The organism is Streptomyces sp. MspMP-M5, assembly GCF_000373585.1.
Lineage (GTDB): Bacteria > Actinomycetota > Actinomycetes > Streptomycetales > Streptomycetaceae > Streptomyces.
Window position 1 is genome coordinate 1 of the sequence record NZ_KB891928.1, and the last position, 21,775, is coordinate 21,775.

The 21,775-nt window shown below is 67.4% G+C and carries 17 protein-coding genes and 1 pseudogene; 8 read left to right on the forward strand and 10 right to left on the reverse strand.

The features are described 5' to 3' along the window. Both B073_RS0131840 and B073_RS45415 read left to right on the forward strand, forming a co-directional pair. Nucleotides 1-214: pseudogene (locus tag B073_RS0131840) on the forward strand (hypothetical protein); the annotation flags it as partial. Nucleotides 215-862: 648 nt separating this feature from the next. Then, nucleotides 863-1,000 (forward strand): hypothetical protein, encoded by a 138-nt coding sequence (locus B073_RS45415; protein WP_018542132.1) that lies wholly within the window; start codon nt 863-865, stop codon nt 998-1,000. A 374-nt stretch (nt 1,001-1,374) separates the two neighbouring features. Here B073_RS45415 and B073_RS0131855 read toward each other — a convergent pair whose 3' ends face one another. Beyond that, on the reverse strand, nt 1,375-1,725 hold the full coding sequence (locus B073_RS0131855; protein WP_018542133.1) for a hypothetical protein: 351 nt from the start codon (nt 1,723-1,725) through the stop codon (nt 1,375-1,377). A 609-nt stretch (nt 1,726-2,334) separates the two neighbouring features. Between B073_RS0131855 and B073_RS0131860 the strand changes: the two genes are divergently transcribed. Next, the gene (locus B073_RS0131860) at nt 2,335-3,450 is read left to right on the forward strand and encodes an alpha/beta hydrolase (protein ID WP_018542134.1); all 1,116 of its coding nucleotides are present in this window, start codon (nt 2,335-2,337) and stop codon (nt 3,448-3,450) included. Between the two features lie 451 nt (nt 3,451-3,901). Beyond that, the gene (locus B073_RS0131865) at nt 3,902-4,156 is read left to right on the forward strand and encodes a hypothetical protein (RefSeq protein WP_018542135.1); all 255 of its coding nucleotides are present in this window, start codon (nt 3,902-3,904) and stop codon (nt 4,154-4,156) included. Between the two features lie 29 nt (nt 4,157-4,185). Here the strand turns inward: B073_RS0131865 and B073_RS0131870 are convergent, their stop codons facing one another. Next, nucleotides 4,186-4,620: a MarR family winged helix-turn-helix transcriptional regulator gene (locus tag B073_RS0131870; RefSeq protein WP_018542136.1), complete on the reverse strand. Its 435-nt coding sequence runs from the start codon at nt 4,618-4,620 to the stop codon at nt 4,186-4,188. Between the two features lie 221 nt (nt 4,621-4,841). Between B073_RS0131870 and B073_RS0131875 the strand changes: the two genes are divergently transcribed. Together B073_RS0131875 and B073_RS0131880 are read left to right on the forward strand one after the other, a co-directional pair. After that, nucleotides 4,842-6,311, forward strand: coding sequence for a UbiD family decarboxylase (locus B073_RS0131875; RefSeq protein ID WP_026247914.1), 1,470 nt, complete (start codon nt 4,842-4,844; stop codon nt 6,309-6,311). Nucleotides 6,312-6,579: 268 nt separating this feature from the next. Further along, entirely contained in the window at nt 6,580-7,209 is a 630-nt protein-coding gene (locus B073_RS0131880; protein WP_018542138.1) for a UbiX family flavin prenyltransferase, read from the forward strand. Nucleotides 7,210-7,345: 136 nt separating this feature from the next. Here the strand turns inward: B073_RS0131880 and B073_RS41845 are convergent, their stop codons facing one another. The 6 genes from B073_RS41845 to B073_RS0131910 form a co-directional block, all read right to left on the reverse strand. After that, the gene (locus B073_RS41845; protein ID WP_158690276.1) at nt 7,346-8,815 is read right to left on the reverse strand and encodes a beta-xylosidase; all 1,470 of its coding nucleotides are present in this window, start codon (nt 8,813-8,815) and stop codon (nt 7,346-7,348) included. 153 nt (nt 8,816-8,968) lie between these two features. Further along, nucleotides 8,969-9,853 carry a hypothetical protein gene (locus B073_RS0131890; protein ID WP_018542140.1) on the reverse strand — a complete coding sequence of 295 codons (885 nt, stop codon included), beginning with the start codon at nt 9,851-9,853 and terminating at the stop codon, nt 8,969-8,971. Nucleotides 9,854-9,867: 14 nt separating this feature from the next. Continuing rightward, nucleotides 9,868-10,686: a papain-like cysteine protease family protein gene (locus tag B073_RS48400; protein ID WP_018542141.1), complete on the reverse strand. Its 819-nt coding sequence runs from the start codon at nt 10,684-10,686 to the stop codon at nt 9,868-9,870. A 917-nt stretch (nt 10,687-11,603) separates the two neighbouring features. After that, nucleotides 11,604-14,564, reverse strand: coding sequence for a hypothetical protein (locus B073_RS41850; RefSeq protein ID WP_018542142.1), 2,961 nt, complete (start codon nt 14,562-14,564; stop codon nt 11,604-11,606). Continuing rightward, nucleotides 14,564-16,393 (reverse strand): peroxidase family protein, encoded by a 1,830-nt coding sequence (locus B073_RS0131905; RefSeq protein ID WP_026247916.1) that lies wholly within the window; start codon nt 16,391-16,393, stop codon nt 14,564-14,566. The genes B073_RS41850 and B073_RS0131905 overlap by 1 nt, the downstream gene beginning before the upstream one ends. Then, entirely contained in the window at nt 16,390-16,785 is a 396-nt protein-coding gene (locus B073_RS0131910) for a hypothetical protein (RefSeq protein ID WP_018542144.1), read from the reverse strand. Before B073_RS0131910 ends, B073_RS0131905 begins: the two co-directional genes overlap by 4 nt. Nucleotides 16,786-17,085: 300 nt before the next feature. Here B073_RS0131910 and B073_RS49135 point away from each other — a divergent pair, with 300 nt between their 5' ends. Continuing rightward, nucleotides 17,086-17,481: a hypothetical protein gene (locus B073_RS49135; RefSeq protein WP_420706478.1), complete on the forward strand. Its 396-nt coding sequence runs from the start codon at nt 17,086-17,088 to the stop codon at nt 17,479-17,481. Here the strand turns inward: B073_RS49135 and B073_RS0131915 are convergent. Beyond that, nucleotides 17,432-19,096, reverse strand: coding sequence for an RICIN domain-containing protein (locus B073_RS0131915; RefSeq protein WP_026247917.1), 1,665 nt, complete (start codon nt 19,094-19,096; stop codon nt 17,432-17,434). The two genes, B073_RS49135 and B073_RS0131915, sit on opposite strands and share 50 nt — an antisense overlap. A gap of 506 nt (nt 19,097-19,602) precedes the next feature. Then, nucleotides 19,603-20,732 (reverse strand): IS630 family transposase gene (locus tag B073_RS49445; RefSeq protein WP_420706477.1). Its coding sequence is split into 2 segments (ribosomal slippage): nt 19,603-20,241 and nt 20,244-20,732, totalling 1,128 coding nucleotides; the frame shifts between segments, so codons are not numbered across the junction. A gap of 419 nt (nt 20,733-21,151) precedes the next feature. Between B073_RS49445 and B073_RS0131930 the strand changes: the two genes are divergently transcribed. Next, complete coding sequence (locus B073_RS0131930) at nt 21,152-21,718, forward strand: MauE/DoxX family redox-associated membrane protein (RefSeq protein ID WP_018542147.1); 567 nt, start codon at nt 21,152-21,154, stop codon at nt 21,716-21,718. Nucleotides 21,719-21,775 lie beyond the last annotated feature (57 nt).

Consider the following 21,775-nt stretch of genomic DNA (forward strand, 5'->3'; position numbering starts at 1 on the left):
CGCGCCGGAGCTGCCCGAGCACCCGGACTACCCGCGCATCCTCGCCGCCTTCAACGAGTCGACCGGCCCCCTGCGGGCCAAGGACGTCTGCCAGGCCCTCGACCACGCACTGCTGCCGAAGAACATCGAAGGCACCCGGGCCAAGCTGAAGCGCCTGGTCAAACTCGGCATCCTCACCGAAGCCGACACCGGCTGCTTTGCCCGGCAGCAGTAGCCCGCACCGTGGCCAGCACCCCTGCCCCAAGCCTCACTTCGAAACGGACATCAACTCGCGAACCGCCCACTGACAGCAACCAAGACCATTTCCCCGCGTACGGCTATGGGTTCCCACAGGGGCCCGTCCTGCGATCGGCCCGAAGTGAGGGCCGCGCGCCGCGTGAACGGACTTGGTGATGGCTCCTGTCTGCCGGAAGAACGTCGGCCATGGTGGGCGAAGCGGCTGGCGGCGGACAGAAAAGGCTCTCGTGGTCCAGCCGAGTGGGCGGCACGCCGCCGAACTTCAGATTCTCGACGCGGCCGAGCAGCAGGCGGTTCTCGCTCCGCGACTGCAAACCCTGTCCGCGGCAGCCGGAGGCATCGACTCCAAGCCCGGAAGCCGATGGCTCATGCGACGTGAACTCACTGTGCGGCCGAGTGCTGAACGGCCTCGCCAAAGCCAGCCTCCAGCACCAACTCACCGTGGCAGCGATCAACGTCGTCCGCATCGACGCGCACCTCACATGGAAAGTAAACACGCCGACCCGCACCAGCCCCCTGGCGGCACTGCGCCCCACCGGTTGACCCGGTGGGGCGCAGAGACAGCCCACAATGCGCCAACAGCGTCCGCGATGAGGGCGGCCGTTGGGCTGGAGCGGGTCAGCCAGTGAACCGCCCCTGGCAGAACGACGAGTGGACCGAGGCCCGCCGCTACATGGGCCGAGAACTACTCGCCAAGGCCCGCCTCCACCCGATCGAGTCAGAAACCAACGAGACCGCCCTATCCACCGAACTCACCGCATAGCCTCAAAGAAGAGATCACCGAGTGGCCGTCGATACACCACTCCAGCGGACGTGACCGTTGCCTGAAGCGGTATGTGGCTCGGGAGGTCTACCGCGTCGTCCAGGGGCAGCGTCAGGGCCAAGATTGCTCGTGAACGGCCCTTTTGCGCGCCCGATGAGGGCGCGGGGGGTGCGGCGCGACCGACCGCGGACGGCGCACCGGTCTTCCGGCGGAGGGCTGCGCGACGGTCGGCGGTCCACGTGAACCTCGATGGTCAGCGGCCGTTGCACGCTTGGACAGCGAGGCGACCTTCCCGCTTGCGGGCCGCGCCGGACCGCTCTTTGGCGTCGGGCAGCGGGTCGGGTGTCGTGGCGTTCCCTGGGTCGGCCTGGTCTTCAGGGTGTGGCATGGACTTCGGCTTCGGTCAGTGCCGGGTAGTCCGTGTAGCCGCGGTGGTCGCCACGGTAGAAGGTCGTGTGGTCGGCCGGGGCGACGGGGCTGCCGTTGCGGAGTCGTGCCACCAGGTCGGGGTTGGAGATGTACAGGGTGCCGAAGGCCAGGATGTCGGCCGGGCCGTCCTCGATCAGGTGCAGGTCGTCCGGCCCGGAGGGCCAGGAGTCCGGTGTTTCGTGCGGGTTGAGCATGAAGGCCGAGGGCCAGGCGGTGCGCAGGCGGCCGGTGAGCGCGCGGTGTCCGGGGAACTCGAAGACGTGGAGGTAGGCCAGGTCGCCCCGCAGCTCGGACACCAGGGCCGCGTACAGGTCGTCGACGTCGGTCTCGGTGAGACCGTGGGCGGGGCAGCCGGGTGAGATCCGCAGGGCCAGGCGCTGGCGGGGGCTCTACGCGCGGCGGTTGGCAGCTGCCGCAGTCCGGAACGGTCCCTCAGGCACTGTCAAGAAATGGCTGACGGCATAGCCAAGGTGCTGGGAGGTCGGAAGGGAATGCGGATGCGCGGATGCTCCGGCAGGAGAAGCGGCCGCGACGGACCGGCAGAGCAATTTGCTTCGCTGCGGTCCTGTTCTGTTTCCTGTGACGGCCTCGAGTGTCGATTGAGTCGTGGTTGATGCATGGCCTAGGGGCGGCCGCAACACAGTGCTGGCTAACTTGCCGGGCACAGGCGACTTCAGTGCGCCTGTGCCAAGTCCGACGCTCCGGACGCCATACATGCCCCAAGGAGGAAGCCGACATGACCTTGCAGGCCATACCGCATGCTGCAGCCGCCGGCTCCATCCCCCGAGGCAGGAAAGCGCGCCTTGGCTGCAGCAACTGGACTTTTGCACCCTGTACAACGTCGTTTCCGGTCCCTGGGTTCCACCTGCGACACAGTCGACCGGCCGCCAGAAAGAAAGCACCGTATGGAACTCACCAGCAAAAAATTGCTGCTCCTGGCCGTCCTGTTCGCGGTGGCATTCTTCGTCATCACCATCTGGCTGTGGCCACGCCTGTCGAAGCGCAACTGGCGTGCGATCCTCGGCCGCATCGGCCTGCTGTTGGCAACTCAGCTGTCGATCTTCGCTTTGGTCGCTCTCATCACGAACAATGTGTACAGCTTCTTCGGCTCATGGGCGAACCTGTTCAACATGGACCAGAAGCCGGGTGTGGTGACCAATTACGAGACCGGCCCGAACGGAACCAAGCTGAAGAGGCTCGGCAGTCAGCACGTCAGCGTACCCGGCGGGTCTGAGTGGAATGTGGGGGGCCGGATAGAAAAGGTCGCGTTCGAGGGCGAGAAATCCAAGATCAACGGCACGGCGTATGTCTATCTCCCACCGCAGTACTTCCAGGCCAAGTACGCCAAGAAGCGCTTTCCGGCGTCCGTGGTGCTGACCGGTCACCCGGGCATGGCGGAGAACCTGTACAAAACACTGCGCTTCCCGCAGACCCAGCACGATCTGGTCCGCAAGAACAAGATGCAGCCGACGATATTGGTGATGATGAGCCCGACCGTCGCGCCGCCGCGGGACACCGAATGCGTGGACGTCCCGAACGGTCCGCAGACCGAGACGTTCTTCACCTACGACCTGCGCAAGGACATCGCCGACCACTACCGGGTGGGCACCGACGCGAAGAACTGGGGCGTCATGGGGGATTCGACGGGCGGCTACTGCGCCCTGAAGATGCCGATGCGCCACCCGAAGGCGTTCTCCACCGGTGTGGCCCTCTCCGGCACCTACAAGGCTCCACTCGATGTCTCGACCGGCGCGCTCTTCAGCGGCGACAAGCAACTGGAGCGGGAGAACAACCTGCTGTGGCGGCAGAAGAACCTTCCTGCGCCGCCGGTGAACCTCCTCGTCACCTCCAGCAAGCAGGGCGAGGACAACTACAAGGAGACCCTGGAGTTCATCGAGCAGACCAAGTCTCCGGGGCGCATCGCGTCGATCATCCTCGACAGCGGCGGGCACAATTTCAACACCTGGAAGCGGGAGATACCCGCCGCCTTGGAGTGGCTGGGCGGCCATCTCAAGGCGTAGCAGAGGGAGTTCGCGATCGGGGGAGGCGCTCTTGCCCCTGCGGGCGGCGGATATCGGATCTGACCCCGTGCCTGTGCTGGGGCTTCTACCCGGCTGGCCCGGCCCGAGGCTCGGGCCCTCGTCCGGGCGGCCGTTGGCGGATGGCCTGGTCCGCGGTGGCGCTCCTGGAGTCGCCGCTGTCCATCGCCTTCCGGGTGGTGGTGTGCAGATCGGAGAGCACGAGCGCCCAGCGCCTCGGAACAAACGTGCCTTGAGCAGTACTTCGACGGCCGATCGCAGGTGCACCACGGCGTACTTTTGTATGACCCACGGGATCTTCTCGATCTTGCGACGCTGAGGGTTCGTCGTCTACGGGCGGAGGGGCACTCTTGGGGGCGCCTTCAACGCGGTCGGACCGGGCAAGCGGTTCGGCCTGGTCGCGTCGCATGTTTCCCGCCCGTGGCAGGACTCGGTGAACCAGGTCGTGGCCGAGGTTGCGGCACATTGCCGCAACCTCGACGTCACCGACTGGGACAAAGTCATCGCCGGTCATGACGGCCTGCTCCCCGATGACGGTGTCCACCTCGGCCCTGCCGGCGCCAGGGTCTACGCCGGCATTGTCGCGCAGGCCCTGTTCGCCCTCCAGGGCCGAGGCGTCTGGCGGTGGCGGGATCCTCTGCCCCTCGGCCGGCGAGCTTCAGTGGCTGTTTGTCTCGAACTCCTATGAGACTCGGGGCGGTTGGCCGTCTTGAGCCCTCAGCCGCTGCGTTCGGTGTCCGCTTCTGCCAGGTCCCGCAGTAGCGGCAGGAGTTCCGCCACCCGCTGTGCGCCGAGCCGCTCGGTGAGCCAGTGGTTGGCGCGGTCGGCCGCGGGGGCGACGCGACGTAGGAGGGCGTGCCCCTCGGGCGTGAGCCGGACCTGGTGTCGGCGGCGGTGGGCGGGGTCGACCTCGCGCGTGATCCAACCGCGGGAGGTGAGCCGGTCGAGCATGGTGGTCATGGTGGACCGGTCGATCGCCGTGGCCTTGCTGAGCTCGACCTGGGTGAGGCAGGGGGAGTCGGCGAGGACGGTGAGGACGGCGTATTGGGGGGCGGTGAGGTCGGGGACCTCGGCCTGCCAGACCGCGGTGAGCTGCTGTAGCGCGCGTCGCAGGAGGTGCATCGGGGTGTCGGTGAGGGACTGCTGGGCCATGACCGCAGTATCTCCGACCGCTGCCGCGCAGGTGGGTGTGGGCGGGGACGGCGTGCGGGTTCCCGATGAAGACCTCTTGGCGCAGCCAGTCCGGGGGCAGCGTGGATGCACAGGCTCGGGGTGTCCGTGCACTGAATATCAGTACACTGATATTCGTGTACTGTTAGTTCGTGTACTGATGATCTGCGTGCGTGCAGATGGTCTTCGCCAAGGAGGTACCCGTGCAGCATCCGTCCGATCTTCGCGAGCACATCGAGGCGTTGGAGAAGCTGAGCGATCTCGACCACGTCCACGATGAGGTGGACTGGAACCTGGAGGCCGCCGCCCAGACCCGATACAGCACCGAGCACCACCTCCCGGCCCCGCTCTTCGAGAACGTCACCGGCGTCGCCGAAGGCTTCCGTCTGCTCGGCGCCCCGGCCGCACTGAGCTCCGACCCGAGCCGGCCGTACGCGCGGGTCGCGCTCAGCGTCGGCCTGCGACCGGAGGCCACCGGGCGCGAGATCGTCGAGCACCTGGTCGCCACCCGACACCGCCCGGGTGTGCCGCCGGTCGCGGTCGCCGCCGAGGCGGCCCCGGTCAAGGAGAACGTCCTGCTGGGAGACGAGGCGGACCTCAACCGTTTTCCCGTCCCCTTCGTGCACGAGGGCGACGGCAACCGCTACGCCAACACCTACGGCGTGATCGTCGCCCAGACCCCGGACGGCTCGTGGACCAACTGGTCCATCGCCCGGATCATGATGATCGACGGCAAGCACATGACCGGCCTCGTCATGCACCCCCAGCACATCGCGCAGGTCTGGCAGCAATGGGCCGACCTCGGCAAGCCCATGCCCTATGCGCTGGTCCAGGGCGGCGACCCGGCGATACCGTACGTCGGCGGCATCCCGATCGGGGACGGGGTGGGGGAATCCGCGTACATAGGCGCACTGATCGGCCGCCCGCTGGAGGTGGTCAAGGCGGAGCTGTCCGACCTGATGGTCCCGGCCGGCGCCGAGATCGTCATCGAGGGTCACCTGTCCGTCCAACGGGACGGAGTGGAGGGCCCGTTCGGCGAGTTCGCCGGCTACGTCCCGCGCGAGACCAGCCTCCAGCCGGTCTACACCGTGGAAGCCATCACCCACCGGGACGCGCCGATCTGGCCGCTGGTCGCGGAGGGCAAACCGACGGACGACTTCCACACCGTGACCGGGATCGGCGAAGCCGCCGGCGCGCTGGACGCGATCCGCGAGGCCGGCCTGCCCGCGGCCACCGCCTGGGCACCCCTGAGCGCCGCCAGCCACTGGTTGGTCGTCACCGCGCCGGGGAACTGGCGCGAGCTGCTGCCCGGGGTCAGCGAGGAGCAGTACGCGCGCCGTGTCGGCGAGGCGGTGTTCGGCACCAAGTTCGGCTCCTGCCTCCCGCAGGTCTTCCTGCTGGACGACGACTTCGACCCCACCGACGACGCCGACCTGCTGTGGGCGCTGGCCACCCGCGTCCACCCCGACGGACGCGTGGTCCGCTTCGAGGACGGCCCGGTCCTGCCCCTGCTCACCTGCTACACCCCTCAGGAGCGGCACGCCGCCCGTGCGACCAAGGTGGTCCACGAGGCACTCCTCCCCGCGCCAGGCGAACGCGAGCCGCAGAGCACCTTCGCGGACGCGTATCCGGCCGAGGTGCGGACCAAGGTGCAGGAACGGTACGCACGCTGACGCAGCGACAGCGCACCTGATGCACCCGGCGTACCCGATCGCCGGCGCTCTCGCAGCCGCGGGCCGGCCCATCGAGGCCGGCCCGTGACTCCCGGACATGATGCGCATCGCACCGTATCCACCCTGACAGCCGCGTGAGCGGTTCATCCGGCACTGACGCTGCCTCGCCGGCGGCAGCGCTGACCCGGTTCATCGAGGAGGCCGGTGCGATGAGCAAGCAGGACCACCGAAGACTCAACGAAACGAGAAGCCCCCGAAAGGTTGTCTGATGCGACTGATCGTCGGAATGACCGGAGCCACCGGGGCCGTGCTCGGCATCCGACTCCTGCAACAACTGCGGGAACAACCGGACGTGGAGACACACTTGGTCATGAGCCGCTGGGCGAAGCCAACCATCGCCATGGAAACGGGATGGACGTCCCGGGACGTTGCCGCCCTCGCCGACGTCACGCACGGCGCGGACGACCAAACGGCGTCGATCTCCAGCGGTTCCTTCCGCACCGACGGCATGGTGATCCTGCCGTGCAGCGCGAAGACTCTCGCGGCGATCCGGGCCGGGTACGGCAGCGACCTCATCGCGCGGGCCGCGGACGTCGTTCTGAAGGAAGGCCGGCGCCTCGTACTCGGTGTCCGGGAGACGCCCCTGTCCACCATCCACCTGGAGAACATGCTGGCCATGTCCCGTATGGGCGCGACGATCCTGCCGCCGATGCCGGCCTTCTACAACAAGCCGGAGACCATCGACGACCTTGTCGACCACATCGTCGCCCGTGTCATGGACCAGTTCGACCTGGACAGCGCGCGAGCCGTGCGCTGGGAAGGCCCCTCCACAGCCCGTGGCCCGCGCATCTGCCGTACTCCTCGCCCGGCCGGCCCCTCGGCGAAAGTCACCGGTTGAAGCACTCCGCGCTGTGGCCGATACGTACGCACGGTCCGCTCGTGTCGGACAGGGCGACGGTGCCGTCGTCGGACCCCTCCGGCGCACGGTTGTGACCAGGGACCGTGATATCGGCTCGGCTCTCGGCCAGGCGCTGTTATCGGAGGTGGTTCAGGTCGGGGCCGCGCGGGTGCGACAACCAGCGCTTGCGGTCCACCATGGTGATCGTGGAGTGGTTGTCGGACACCAGGTGCGGATCGCTGACCGGCCACAGTGCGTTGTGGTCCAGCTGGAACGCTCCCGGAAGGCCGGGTGCTCCGAGTACCTTCTGGTGGTCGCGCAACGAGCCGCCGTAGGGGATGGCGTAGTAGATCGACGGTGGTACGGAGAGCGCGTTGTGTGTCAGGTCGGTGTAGACGGAGGCGTTCTGGATCTGCAGTCGCCGGCCGCTCACCACGACAGCGGCGGGCAGGCCGCCGGATTGCAGTCCATAGCCTTCGTACAGTGCGGCGAGCTGCCGGCGCGGCATTGACGCGCAGTCGTTGTGGGTGAGCAGGTCGAGACCGATGTGGGCCAACTGCTGTGGCGGGAAGGTCGTGGTGGAACGGATCAGGTCGATCGGGATGCGTCCGCAGTCGTTGTCCGGTGGGACCACGGAGTGTTTGTCCGGGCGGGAGATGATGCCTGGTCCCTCCGTCCACTGACCGGGGACGGTCACGTCGGGGTGCGGGTGCCGCGCGAGGTTGTCGGGATCGAGGAAGGAAAGGGTGGTCTGTCCCGGCTTGTCGTCGTGGGCGATGACGAACGCGCGCAAGGCATCCGAGTACTGCCAGTCCGCCGAGATCGCGTTGGCGACGGAGAACGCCCGCGAGTTGGCGTCGGACCTGGCCCGCCAGCCGGAGGCGGTGAAGACCTCGACATGTGACTGGAAGGTTGGATCGGGTGAGCGCCAGACGAACTGTCCCGCCCCGTTGGCCAATGCCCCGGCACCGGTGGTGTCGAGGAACATCAGGTAGAACTCGCCGTTGCGATAGACCACGCTCGGCTGGCCTGCGCCATAGGTGTTCTTCGTCTGCTGCTGGTCAGCGGGGGTGACGATCGGCTCGTTGTTGTTGAGCCGGGTCCAGTTGATCCCGTCGGGGCTGGCGGCGACGCCGATCGTGGTGGGCTCACCATCGTGCTGCTCCGCACCGTAGTACAGGTAATACGTGCCGTTGGCCCGCACGACCGACGGATCACAGGTGTGCTCATTGTCAAAGCCGCCCGTGCCGGTTCCGTCGAACACGGTCTGGTGAGGCGCCGAGCTGCCCCGCGCATGGAACGGGCCGTTCGGGCTGGAGGACTCCGCATACAGGATGTCATCACCTGGGACCTTCGCTCCGGGTGCCTGGCCGCACCACCACATCTTGTACGCGCCGTCCACCATGATGCTCGGTGCGTAGTCGTAGGCCGAACCACCGACGACCGAGCCCGGACTTGACCGGTAGGAGTCGGTTCCCAGGGTGTGCGCCCGCGGGCCGGCGGGTGCCGTGGCGGGCGTCGCATGGACGACTCCGGCAACAGCCAGGGTCAGCACGGCCAGCGCGGATGCCGGGGCGGCGCGGAGTCTTCTGGACCTTCGTGGCATACGTTCTCCTGGGGTATCAAGGACCCGACGGTTGGGCGCTGTGTGACGGGCGGCTCCGGCGCCGGACTCCGCTTACCGGAGTCCGGCACCAGAGACTTCACGAGCTGGGGTCGGCTGGGCTTCGCAACGGAATACCCACGTCGATGTGGCCGCTCAGCTCGCCTGCGAGCGCCTGCGGATGCAGCGCCATGCCGCGACGGCGCCGGCGGCAAGCACTACCGCCGTCACCCCCCAGCTGACGAGTTGCGTGGGGTCCAAGGATGAAGATGTCGCCTTGGATGCCAGGCCGTAGCCGCCGGCGAGCCCTTTGCGGTCATACGTGGACCCCGGCTGCTTGTCCGCGTAGCGGCTGTGCACCAGCTTCTGGTAGGCGGCGAGCGTCACCGAGCGCTTCCCGTGCAACCCTGAGGTCGCATCGCGGTTGAGCGGTTCGACGGTGTTGTTCTTCAGCCGGTACCAGGCATGGATCTGCGGCTCGGTGAAGACCGTGGAGCCGCCCGTGGACTGTCGGCCGTAGGTGATGTCACCGTCGCCGTCGCGCACGCCCGCCAGATGCCACCCGCCGCCGCTCTTCCCGCCGCCCTTGGCTGCGGCGGAGAGCAGGACCGTGGCCTTGTGCCCGTCGGCGTTGTCGGCCAGGGAGGCCAAGTGCGACAGGTGTACCGCATTGCCTGCGGTGGGCTTTTCCTTCCCGGTGATGAAGCCGGGCGCGAGCTCGTACAGCGGGACCGGATCCTGCAAGCTGAACGCCTGCTGGTCGTTATGTGGCTCAGGGGTCATGGGGGCAGCCGCACCCATGCCGCCGTCGGCGCCGGCGTTCGCCGTCGCGCCGAGGAATCGGGAAACCGTGTCGTGGACTTGCGGGGTCCGCAGCACTTGGCGTGCGCTCTGGTAATCGGGGATGTCACTCGGGCCGTCGGCCGCCTGGGCCTGACCGCAGAAGGCGGTGGAGAGCAGGGTGGTCGCCGCTCCGAGGGACAGCGCCAGGCTCGCCAGACGAGCCGCACCTCGTTGCAGGGGAATGTTCTTGCCGCGCATTGTTGCCGCCCGCCTTACTTCTGTATCCCGACGCGTGAATGGGTCCAGCGGAACGACGAGTTGCTGACGTAGTCGTCGTAGTTCCACCAGGTGTAGGTCTGCGTGGATGGCCAGGGGTCACCGACGGCGATCATTTGTGATGACGGGTCATAGCCGTAGATGACGTTCATGTGGCCACCGCCGGCGTTCCATCCGATGCGGGCGGCGAAGGGGCGGCGGCCGTCGATCTCCTTGCCGACCTCCGGGAAGGAGGCGTTGCGGGAGAGGTCGTAGCCGGTGTTGCTCAGGCCGATGTTGGCCAGGCCGTTGGCGATGTCGTCCAGCGTGGCGGGCTGGTCGTCGCAGCTGAGATTGCCGTTCTGGGCCGCAAGTCGGCAGAAGTCCTGCTGGTTGTACTTGGTGTAGCCCCAGTACTTGGCGATGGTCAGTCCGCTGGCGTCCCAGCACCATTGGTCCTGAACCTGCTTCTGCATGTCTATGGTGAGGGCCACGCGCCCGCCGGATTTTGGGCGGGAGGACGAGCATTCCGGCAGGTTGTCGGTGTTGCCCTTGATGAAGGCGTTGGCTATGTAGAAGGATCCGGATTCCGACCAGACCCACCGGGGGTCGTTCTCCACGGTCTCGCCCTTGACACGGCAGGTCAAAGGAACCGTGCTACCGACTGCGGCATGGCCGACGACGCGGGCGGAAAGGCTGGACGACGACCTTTCGTTGATGCTGCGGTAGTTGCCCTGACCGCCCGTCACAGTGCCGGTAACGGAACCGGCCTGGGCGTTGTCATGGATGAGCATGAACCCGGCGGTGATCGCTGTTAACGCGATCAGCGTCAGCATTCTCCACAGCGTTAAGGCGCGGGGAAGGCGCATGTATCGGCTCTTTCGAAGTGTGGGGGAATGTATCGCGACAGGCCACTGGGTAACTGACCCTGGAACGCGCCGTGTCGTCACCCGGCGAAATCCAAATACGACCAGTCGGCACGCGTTTCGCGTATACGGTTCGGGACTGCTCCTGCCCGAACTTGTGTCGCGTGCGCGCCTGCTACCACTCAATTCCGCTGCGCATACGAGTTACCGTCGTTCACAACAGGCGGCAGTAAACCAGCGGAACCTCTCTGGCCCGTCGTGCTCGGGAAGCACAGGAGAATTACTACAACATCCTCACTCGCCGACGCAATGACGCCATGTCAACACCCATGAATACTGGGGAGTAGTTGTTGAATCCACCGAGTCACGCGTAGCGCCGGAACGACTACTGGGACCTTGAATTGCCTGAGCCTGGGCGCCTATGCCCAATTCGTGACGTCACATCAGGTATGGCGAGCCGCTACGGACAGTCGCCACTTGCCCAGTTGTCGTCGATTCGTAAGAAATCACGGATCCGTTCCACCGCCACGCTCTCGCAGGTATTCCCCTAACGGTAATTTGGTAATCGGGGGCATAGAGCTCATGGACTCTTCCTCTGGCGGCTGCGTCACCGGGCCACTGACCCCGCACGGCGCGGCGAAGGACGCCTCAACAATGACCACGAAGGCGCCGGCCGCGACTGCGTACGTATCTCCCTGGGCCAACGTCCCAGAAGCGCACACGGGGAAGGGCCCCGCGGAAGCACGCCTGCTGCTCGCGGCCGTCATGCCGATGGCCTGGTTCGCACTTGGCGTCGCCGCGCCATCGAGATCGTGTGATGCCGGGAGCGCTCTTCTCTCACGGACGCTGTTCCGCCCGTCCTTCCGTCATGCACCGGGTCCCGCTGCTCAGTGCCCGGACTTCCGGCACCACGGCGTCCGGCTCCGGGGCGTGCTGCTCGCCACCGGGAGCAGTGCCGCGACCCGCTCGCCGATCCAGCGGCCGAGTGCCTGGTAGGCGTCGAAGCGCCGGCTGTCGAACCACTGGTCGCTGGTGCCGTCGTGGGGGAATTCCCGGTCGGCTTGGGCGTATGCGAGGAGGTCGTAGGGCATGTCGGCAGTCAGCGCGGCTCGGGCGACGATCAGCCGTCCCAGTCTCCCCAGCGTTCGGCCGTGCTCGTCCACCAGCGCTCGCGGGTAGACGATCTCGCCCTCGACCACGGCCTCGGCCGAGAGCCGGAGGTTGAGCGCGTCCAGCGGGTTCGGCGGTGCCAGGCGCGGCGGGGTCGGCGGGCTCGGGGTCGGCGGGTTCTGCTGCGGTGTGAGGGGAGCCCCGCTGCCGGGGACGAGCTTTTCCCAGTCCGTGCGCTCGATCCTGATCTCGACGCCGAGCTCCTCCTGGGCCAGGGCGATGGCCTCGCCCAGAGCGGCGGCGAAGGCCCCGGAGCCTCCGCTGGCGTCCACGCACACGGCGGTGGTGACACCGTGCCGGAGCAGTTCGACCAGGCCGAGGTTCTCGTAGTGGCCGCCGTCGGTGACCAGCAGCATCCGATCGTCCATCGGATAGCGGCCGGACACCTCCCGCAGCAGGTACGGCAGGCGGCGGATGCCCGGCATCGGAGGCAGTCCCCAGTCTGCGTCGTTGCCCCAGAGGAAGCCCAGCACACCGGGGTTGGGGAGCCAGGTTCCGAGCCGGGCGTTGGAAAGCGCGAACAACGTCTGGAACGCGCGGGCCTGGCGTCCCATGGCCGACGCGAAGGCCGCGCCGGAGACGGCGACGGCGGACTCGACGGTGAGGTCCTTGCGGATGACTTTCCGGGTACGGTTCCACAGCACGTCCGTCCGGGCGTACCCGACATCCGGGCCGCCGACGTAGTCGTGCGACAGTGTGAACGACACCGCGTGCCGCCCCGGCGGTGTCCGGTCGTCGCCGGACAGGTTGGCCGCCGCCGCGAAGATGACTTGGGGGAAGCCGGGGTGCCGCCTGTCGTACCAGGCAAGCGGTGTCGTCTCGTCGAACTTGTAGGGGACCGCGATCTGTTCACCGTCCGGGTCGGTTCTGCGGCGGACGGCGAACGCGGTGGCCAGCCGGGCGCGGTAGAAGGGGTGAAGGCTCATCCACGTCTGGTCGAGGCTCAGCACGACCAGCCCGAGGACGACGGGAAGGCCGATCTGAACGGCCGCAGGCCATCTGCGCCCGTCGACGATCGTCCCGCCCAGGACGAGCAGGGAGGCCACTGCCACCACCGCGAGAACCGCCCACACCAGCAGGTACTTGCTGAGGTTGGGCACCGCGCGCACCAGTCGCGAACGCTTGGCGGACTCGACCGCTTGCTCGGCGGACTCGATGCGCCGCCATGTGGTGCCGAGCAGCGCGGTCACATAGGTGAGCAGCGCGGCCCCTCCGGCGCTCACCCCGGTATCCGGGGCAGGAAGCTTCCATATGTTCTTCGTCCCCCACGCCAGGGCGGGGATGACGACCACCACGACGGCCAGCAGCAGGCCCGCCACCATCAACGTGAGGGAGACCGTCTTCAGAGCGCCCGACAGGCGCTGGCTGGCGAAGAACAGGGACACCAGCCAGAGGAACCAGCACGCGGCGGCGCAGCCGAGCAGGACCAGGACGGCCCACGTCGCGGGTCCCCAGAAGACCGGGGGCCGGGTCGGGTCCGCCAGCGGAACGAGACGGTAGCCCCAGCTCAGGGCGAGCCCCAGGACCAGCAGAGTGGCGGTGAGCAGCCCCAGGGAGGCCAGCAGGCCCCGCAACACGGCGCCGATGGCGGCCAGCCACTGGCCGGTGCCCTCCGCGACGTACTTCGAGTGCCGGCGGGTGTGGTCCTCCTCCGGCGTGCCGCGCATGAAGACGTCGCCGGGACCTGTCCTGTACGGGTCCTCCCCGCAGCACCGGCCCTTCCCGGCCAGCGCCAGCTGAAGGGCACCCGTCGTGTAGCCGCCTCCGGAGACCGACACCAGGTAGCGCGCCCTGCACAGCTGGTCGCGGAGGGCCTGCAGCGCGCCCAGGGTGACGCAGGCCGAGCGGATGCCGCCGCCCGAGACGCAGAAGCCGGTACCGCCCTGTTCCCGGCCGGGCGGCACCCGGCTGCCGTTCTCCCATCGCGCCTCCCTGGAGCGGGGAGGGGCACTGCGCGCGGTCCGCGGCCAGCGGCTCCGGCCCCACTCCATCACGGGCCAGGGCGGGACGACGTCGGGCCCAAGGGGACCGGAGTCGGTCCTGCCACGTCTGCGCTTGCTTTCGCATCGGCACTTCTTGTGGCTACTGCATTCCCTGACGTCCCTGCATTCCCTGTCGTATCTGCGCTGTGCGAACCCGTAGAACACGGCCCGTTTGAGCACGATCGTGACCACGACCGCCGCGACGGGCACGGTGAGGACGAGCAGCAGCCACTTGACCGTCGCGAAGCCGGCTGCCCACGCGAACGGCCAGTCCGCGCCGCCCAGTCCGTGGAGGAGCAGCAGTTTCTCCGTCACGGCACACACGCCTGCGGCGAGGACGCCGACGATCCCGTACCGGACGAGGCAGCGATGTCTCATGCGCACCGCGATGGTGCGGCCGCTCAGCCAGAACACGAGCACCATGCCGAGGGTGTACCCGCCGACGAGGAAGAAGTCGGCCGTCAGTGCCGTGCGGAAGTCGCCGGGCCGGCCTTTGAGAATGCTGCGTGCTTTACCTGCGCTGCCCGCCAGTTGCAGCCCCACGTCGTTGACGCCGGACGCGTCGAGGCGTATCCAGAGCCCTGCTGCGAAGACGGCGAGGGCCGCGACCGCGAGCAGGCAGCCGCGCTTGCGCGACAGGCGCGGGCGATCGTGCGTCTCCCGGCGCGGGTGGCATCTGCACCTTGCGCGTCCCATCACCCACCTCTGCTCTCACCGCGAGCCCCTGCCGCGGTCCACGGCGCGAACGCGTTGTCCACCGACCGCAGGGACGCGCGCAGCTCCGGGAAGTGCCGCAGCAGCACGCTGGTCATGGTGTTGTTCTCGATCCAGTCCAGACCGGTCTGCGTGTACAGCTGCGGCGTGTAGTCATGGGTGAGGAACCGGTCGCTGTTGAGGCGGCGGGACGCCATCAGGACGAAGATGCGGAAGGCGGTGTCGCTGAAGGCGAAGCCCCGTGGGAGGGGTTCGGCGAACATGCCCACCGAGAGGTCGACGCGCTCGATGTCCCCGCCGTAGACCCGGCGCAGTTCCTCGGCCCAGACGGGGTTGTCCGTCAGGGCGTCGAAGTCCTCGGCCGGCAGGAGGTGGAGCTGGCGCCGGAACTCGTTGTAGCGGGGCACGCCGACCTCCCGCGAGCGCAGGATGTCGACGGCGCCGAGGTCCATGAGTCTGCCGTCCGGACGCTGGAACTCCTGTAGGAACCGCGGGTAGTTGTGCAGGGTGACCAGTCCCGGGTGCGAGGTGCCGAAGGAGTAGAGCAGGTCGGTCAGGGTGTGCTTGCCGAGGATGTCGTACGCGTTCCGCCCGGTCAGTTCCCGGAAGGTGGCCTCCTGCAGCGGCGAGTCGTCCGCGGCCGACCGGAAGCTCCAGTCGTCGGGGATGAGGGGATGCATGCGGTAGACGGCGACGAACTCCTCCGTGAGCGAGTACGGGACGCCGAAGTGGTCGGTGCGCCCGCCCACGATGCCGCTGAGCACCTCGCTCCGGCTGAGGCGGCCGAGCAGCTTGTGCAGGCGCTCGCCCAGCAGGCCGTACCAGTTGGCGTGCATGGCGGTGACGGTGGTCGGATGGCTGATGACGGCGGGGGTCCACTCCACGGTGTGGATCTTGGCGATGAGAGCCGTGGTGATCAGCCGTGCCCGCTGGAACAGCTCCTCGTCGGACCACACCGGGTAGGCGTCGTGCAACGCGCCGCAGATGGCGTTGTGTTCGAGCAGGAAGATCATGTGCATCATGGCGAGGCCCAGCCAGAAGCCGGGAACGCCTGACGGGTCCTTGTCCGGGTCGTCCGGGAACAGCGGGCCGTTGGGGACCCGGAGCCTGCCGCCCTGGCCGGTGCGGAGCGACCGCTGCTCGTCGAGGTTGTTTCCGTACAGCTGGGAGGCGTCCCACCAGGGCGAGTTGTCGTTCAGGAAGGTGGGCGGCAGGCCGTCGTCCCCGTCCGGGCGGGTGGGGTCCGCGATGGTGCGCGGCACGAGCATCGGCGGTGTGGGCCACGGGTCGCCGTCGGCCAGCTCGATGTGCCAGGGGCGGTCCATGGTGCCCTGCCCGTGGCTGACCCAGTCCTTGATCATGAACTGCAGCCAGGCGGCGACCAGGGCGTTGACGGAATCCGCGGGGACGAACGCATGCCGGGTCAGCAGGGCCCGGCTCACCTCGCGAGGGCTCGGGGAGAGGAGGTCCGGCTCGGGTTCGGGGAAGGCCCGGTCCGGCGGAACGTTGCGACCGAAGCGCGAACGAGCCATGCCCATGCGGGGGTTCGCCAGATCGTTGTACGTCCCGTCCGCCGTGCGCCCGGTGACGTCGTGCGCGTCCGGCGGGCCGACCTCCGGTAGGTTGTACGACGGGTAGGAGCCGGTGTCGAAGAGGTTCTTGCGGCGCAGGTTGTCCCGCAGGCCGATGAGAGTGAGCAGGCCGAGGGGCTTGGGCAGGTTCTGCCAGCCGACCTTCTGGTCGACGGCAACCGCCAGCCGGTCGTGCAGCTGCACGAACCACGGGGCCCTGCCGTGTGGTGCTGTGCTCATGAGGGGGTCCCTTCCGGCGGCCGACACGGCCGCCCCCGGGCCACGAGCGTCAGCGCGACGTTGACCGTCGAGATCGCCGTGGCCGCGGTCGCCATCCGGCATGGGAGAAGGCCGTTGCGGCCGGCGCAGGCAGCCGCCAGGGCGTCGCTCGCGTGAAGGAGAGTGCCGGTCCGCAGCACCCGGTCGAGTTCGTCCGCATCCGTGGGACAGAGCAGTTGGGCGCCGATGACCACGGTACGTACACCGAACATGCGCAGCACGTAGACGAGTGCGGGTTGTCCGGGGTCCGCACCGAGCCGGCGGGCCATCACTCGCGGGGTCAGCAGTGCCGCTACGCCGTTCACCAGTCGGATTCCGGCCAGGGAGAAGCGCGCGACCGTCCGCGCGTCCATCTCAGCGCCCCTTCCTGGCGGACATCCCGAGGATGTCGCGCCCTTGTCTCGACGATATGGGAAGCGGCCCTCATACGCGCGTCGGGGCTGCGGGGCGGCCGCCGACCAGTCATTCCCCCTCTCCGGACTCCTGTCGCGGCATGCCGTTCATGACCTGTCCGAGCCGCGCAAGCCGCAGAGGGATCGTGCGGCGGGCACGGTTCTGGTTGCCCAGCAGCCGGTGTTCGGGCAAGGCGAGCCGGTCAGCACGGGCGACTCCAGGGTGCACTCGCGCACACCGGCGCCGACGCCACACCGTGGCTGCTCGGCGGCGCCGGACTGCTTCTCGCCACCGGCGCAGGCGCCGTTTTCGCCGCCCGCCGACGCCGCACCGACGACGGCCCCACCGAGGACACCAGGAGCCGGCGACTCAATGCCGTTCGTGAAGTCCCCTTCAGCCACCTGCGGTTGAGGGACTTCGACGAGACGGACGGACCCGCGCCAACGGGTCCGTCCGTCACGCCCTATGGCGCACTGATCAGGCGACTATGCTTCCGCAACGACGGGCGGCGCCAGGTCGCCTACGAGAGCCGCCTGTTGTTGGTCCGCCCGCTGCTCGCCGACTTCGATCCGTCGGTGTGCGGCATCTACGTCTGGTGCGTGCGGATCAGCCGGGGTCGGTACCGCAGACGTAGTACGCCTTGCCCAGCCCGGTGACGGTACCTGTCAGCATCCCCAGGGCGGCGCCCGCTGCCGCTCCTTCAGGGCCTGCGGCAGCGCCGAGCTGGCCGCCTCGCAGGGCACCCATCAAGGCGGCCTTGGCTGCGCCTTCCACCATGCTCTTGCCCAGCTCCTTGGCCATGCACTTGTTCCACTCGTCCGAGTTCTTCGGGTGCTCGCGGTCGGGGATCGGCCAGAACGCGGGGCGCATCGTCGCCTTCGCGGACATGGTCGTGAACGCGGCGGTCTTGACACCAGCGGTCTTGACGGCCGGAGCGGTAGTGGTGCGGTAGGTGACGGACGGCATGGTCATGGAACCGTCGATGGTGTCGCCGGGAGCGTTCTCGATGGTCTGCGTGATGACGTTGCCGGAGACGGTCAGACCGACCGGGTGGGTGGTCCCTTTGGTGTCCACGACGGTACTCGGCTTGATCGTGCCGATCTTGGTTCCGGTGGCGGTGTCGGTGAGCTTCACCGTGTTCGGGCCGTCCTGCGACGCGATGGTGCCGTCGGGGAGATCTGGGGTGAACGATGCCTTCGTGGCCAAGGTCAGCGCCGGTGCGTCAGCGCTCGCCACGCTCGTGGTGCCTGGCGGGTTCGGGCTGGTGTGGGCGATGTACATGGTCGAGCCGGCCGAGGAGTCGACGACAGGGACGGTGACGGTGGCGTCGGTGGTCCACGGAAAGCGGTTCGCGTCGAAGGTCCAGGTGCCGGTGACCTTCTTGCCGACGGCCGCGAAATCGACCCATCCGTAGTTCTTGGCGGGGACGGTGACGGCCACGCCGTTGATCTGTGACTCGTCCGACTGGTAGGCGACGGTCGATCCCAGCTGGGAGCTGATCATGGCCTGGAACGGAACGGACACCCCGGCTGAGACGGAGACGCTGGAGGAGAGGCTCATCGACCATCCGCTGTGATAGATCGTCGTGAAGACCTGGGTGACCTTGTCAGCGGTGTCGTTGTACCAGACCGAGGACGCCTTCACCCTGGGCAGGACCTCTGGGGCGCCTTCGGAGGTCTGCTTCCATGAACACGTCGAGGTGTCCTTGGTGCACATCTGGGAGTAGTAGTCGAGCGCGAGCTTCAGCGCCTCAGACGCCTTCGCCTGCGGCACCGTCCATTCCTGCGCGGAGGCGCCATTGCAAGAATTGGGCTGAGCCAGAACGCCCCACAGGTGCAGGCCACCCCGGTTGTCGAGGCAGTAACCGTCATCGGCGCGCACCAGCATGAAGGTGCCCGGCTTGCTGTCGATGGGGTGGAAATGCCAGAGCTGGCCGTCGTCCTTGTCACCCGCGCCACACGAGCGCTGGGTGAGTGGCTGAGTGGAGTAAAGGCACTTGCCGGTGTCGGTGTTGGCGATGCGGAAGGTGCCGGTACCAGCGGAGATCAGGCGCCAGTTCCTGTAGTTGGTGCCGCCGGGGGTGACGGAGATCTGCGCTCCGTCACTGGTGCCGGTCGCGTTGAGGGTGCCGTCCGGGTTGGTGAACGTCCAGGCGCCGGAGTCGGCCGCCTGGGCCGTGGTGGCGGTGGCGATGACGCCGGTAGTGAGCATGAGCAGGGCGAGGAACGGGGCCGCTATGAGGCGGCCGACGCCCTTGAGACGTCTATGCATACCAACCTTCTGTGGTGAGTCTGTGAACTTCCTGTGGAGCGCGGCGAGCCTATGGGTGTCCCCGGCGCGCCGTCTGCCCCCTGGCGATCTTTGGCGTGGCATTAACCACGAGATAGTTGCAGTCGTCAGGACATGAGTTTGCAAAGGGTGATGAAATCGGCATGAACACACAGGAGTTCACGGGGGAGTGCCCCAGCGCTCTGCCTGTGTGGTCCGTTGTCGTGCGGTCTCACTTCGGCTGGATCATGCCGCCACGGAACGTCGCCCCGGTCAGTGATCACCCGGCTTTGCTCGAACAGCGCTCACGATCCGCCGACAGTGCTCACGAAACTGCGGGCCCCAGAGGGGCGTCCATCTTCCGCCAGTTCGCCAGTTCGCCAGTTCGCCTGGGGTGGACAAGAAGGATTCCGCAACGACTGGTGGAAGCTGCAGGGGCATGTCAACGTAGACGACCTTCCCCGAGAACCCCGAGGTCAGAGAGGTGATGCCCGTGACCGTGGAGGTACTCAGGTTGAACTCGTGATGTCCGGTGCTTTGATCGCGTCGTGATCTATGGTCAGGCTGGTGGGTGGGAGGCAGCCGTCGATCAGGTGGGGCCGATACTGGATCTTCTTCAGCTTGCGCTTGATCACGCGGGTGAGGTGTGCGAGGTCGGCGGCGGCGAAGTCGGCCAGGTGCCTCTTGAGGAGCGACCAGATGCCCTCGGCTGGGTTCAACTCCGGTGCATAGGAGGGCATCTGGAAGATTCGCAGCCAGTCCTGGTGCTCCTCGGCGAAGTCGGCCAGTTCCTGGACCAGATGCACGTTCAAGTTGTCCCAGCACCACACCACCGGGGTGCCGAGCTTCAGGTGGGTCATGACGATCAGGTCCCGGTACTGGCGCCAGGAGAACGCCTTCGGCTCACCCCGGCGCCCATGCCAGATGTGCAGGGTGTAGAAGAAGCGGGAGCGGTGCCCCGACCGGTAGCAGACGACCCCGGCGATGTTGACCCGCCCCCGGTTGCGGCCGCGTACCCGCACCACCGGCCGGGCCCCGCGCGGTGCCCAGGTGTGTCCCTTCGGCGGCCTCAGCCCCTGGCCTGCCTCGTCCTCGAAGCAGATGTGGGCGCCCAGGTCCGCCGCGATCTTTTTACCTGCGGCCACACCCCCGTCTTCCACACCTCGATAGCCTCCTCGTCCCGCTCGATCGCCCGCCGCAGCGGAACCTGAGCAGACCAGCCGTGCCGGCGCAGCAACTTCCACACGCCCGCAATCGTGTACCCGACGTGGAACATCCGCCCGATCAGCAGCTTGACCCGCTTGAGCGTCCAGCCCTGGAACTCATCGTCCCAGCCGTGCACCAGCGGTCCACGCTTCAACTCCTGCTCCAGCCGTGCCCATTGCCGTGCGCTGAGCCGCTCAACGGACACCGGACCCCTCGAACACAGCGCCTGCACACCGCCCTGCTGCCATGCATGCCGCCAGCGCCGCACCGAGCGTGCGGTCACCCGTAACTCCTTCGCGACGACCTCGGTCTTCTCACCACACGCGAACCGCTCCGCGGCCTCCAGCCGCAGCCGTTCCCGCCTCTCCTGCTCTCCAGGCGTCAGTCCGCCCCGTGCGCATACCGCATGAACCCCTCGTACCGCAGGGATCATGGAACGTCACCGGGATGCGGAGATTACGAGTTCAACGTGAGTACCCCTCAATGTCTGTAGGGGGGAGAAAGTTGCAGACTTCAGCGCTCAAGCGACTACGCGCGCCCCTTACTTCAGGGATGTGCGCCCCTTTGACGCGTCGCAAATCAAAGAATGTAAAGGGATTTTTGGCCCAAAATCCTAGGCTTGAGTTTACACCCCTGGGGCCCATGTGATTGAGAGTGGATTGATGATGTTCCAGTGCTGTTTCGCCAGGTGACCGGTGGGAGGGGGGCGAGGTGGAACGGAATTGGATGACAGGGATACTAGAAGAAATGTTCGAAGCGCATATCGGGTTGCGGTCTATATTCAGCCATGCATACTGAGGGGCCTCATACGCTTCTTGTCTTGAAATCTGCGAGGAGACACAGGGAGAGGCGATGGCGAGTAATGGGCTGGTCTGGCTGACTCATATAGTGCAGCTCGATGTGGGCGCGGTGTTTCTTGTTGCGGGAGCGTCAAAAGTGACGACTCCGAGAATATTCGCGGAGACGGTGGCGGAATATCGAATCGCGCCACGCTCGATCACGAACGTGGCGGCGGTGTCACTGATCGCCGCGGAACTCCTGGTCGGAATGGCTGTGTCGGCGGGTTGGCCCCTGATGCTCGGACTTGGCGGCGCCGGGCTGTGCCTGCTGGCTTTTGCAGTGGGCGTGACGGTCAATCTGCGCCGGGGACGGGCCATCTCCTGCGGTTGCTTCGGCGCCCGGGGTGAGCGCATCGGATGGCCCATTCTCGCCAGGATCGGGCTGTTGGCAGTGGGGGTAGTCTTCGTGGCCGCGTCCAGTCTCCTGGCGGGGGTTCCACCGCTACGGGTCGGGGAAAACCGGTCCGCCGAGTTGGTGGCGACGTTAGGACTGGCATCGGGCGTCGCGATGGTGGTCGGGTGGCTGCTGTATGCCCCTCAGCTCCTTGCCGTGCTGCGCGGAGCGAAACCGACGCATTGAGCGCGGTGTATTCGGTCATCGTCATGCGACGTTCCTAGTCATCTGCCATCTGCCGTT

Excerpts from the sequence above, each read along its gene's own strand:
- B073_RS0131860 (WP_018542134.1), top strand. The coding sequence starts at position 2,335 with ATGGAACTCACCAGCAAAAAATTGCTGCTCCTGGCCGTCCTGTTCGCG.
- B073_RS0131870 (WP_018542136.1), bottom strand. The coding sequence starts at position 4,620 with ATGGCCCAGCAGTCCCTCACCGACACCCCGATGCACCTCCTGCGACGC.
- B073_RS0131880 (WP_018542138.1), top strand. The coding sequence starts at position 6,580 with ATGCGACTGATCGTCGGAATGACCGGAGCCACCGGGGCCGTGCTCGGC.
- B073_RS41845 (WP_158690276.1), bottom strand. The coding sequence starts at position 8,815 with ATGCCACGAAGGTCCAGAAGACTCCGCGCCGCCCCGGCATCCGCGCTG.
- B073_RS0131890 (WP_018542140.1), bottom strand. The coding sequence starts at position 9,853 with ATGCGCGGCAAGAACATTCCCCTGCAACGAGGTGCGGCTCGTCTGGCG.
- B073_RS48400 (WP_018542141.1), bottom strand. The coding sequence starts at position 10,686 with ATGCTGACGCTGATCGCGTTAACAGCGATCACCGCCGGGTTCATGCTC.
- B073_RS41850 (WP_018542142.1), bottom strand. The coding sequence starts at position 14,564 with ATGGGACGCGCAAGGTGCAGATGCCACCCGCGCCGGGAGACGCACGAT.
- B073_RS0131905 (WP_026247916.1), bottom strand. The coding sequence starts at position 16,393 with ATGAGCACAGCACCACACGGCAGGGCCCCGTGGTTCGTGCAGCTGCAC.
- B073_RS0131910 (WP_018542144.1), bottom strand. The coding sequence starts at position 16,785 with ATGGACGCGCGGACGGTCGCGCGCTTCTCCCTGGCCGGAATCCGACTG.
- B073_RS0131915 (WP_026247917.1), bottom strand. The coding sequence starts at position 19,096 with ATGCATAGACGTCTCAAGGGCGTCGGCCGCCTCATAGCGGCCCCGTTC.
- B073_RS0131930 (WP_018542147.1), top strand. The coding sequence starts at position 21,152 with ATGGCGAGTAATGGGCTGGTCTGGCTGACTCATATAGTGCAGCTCGAT.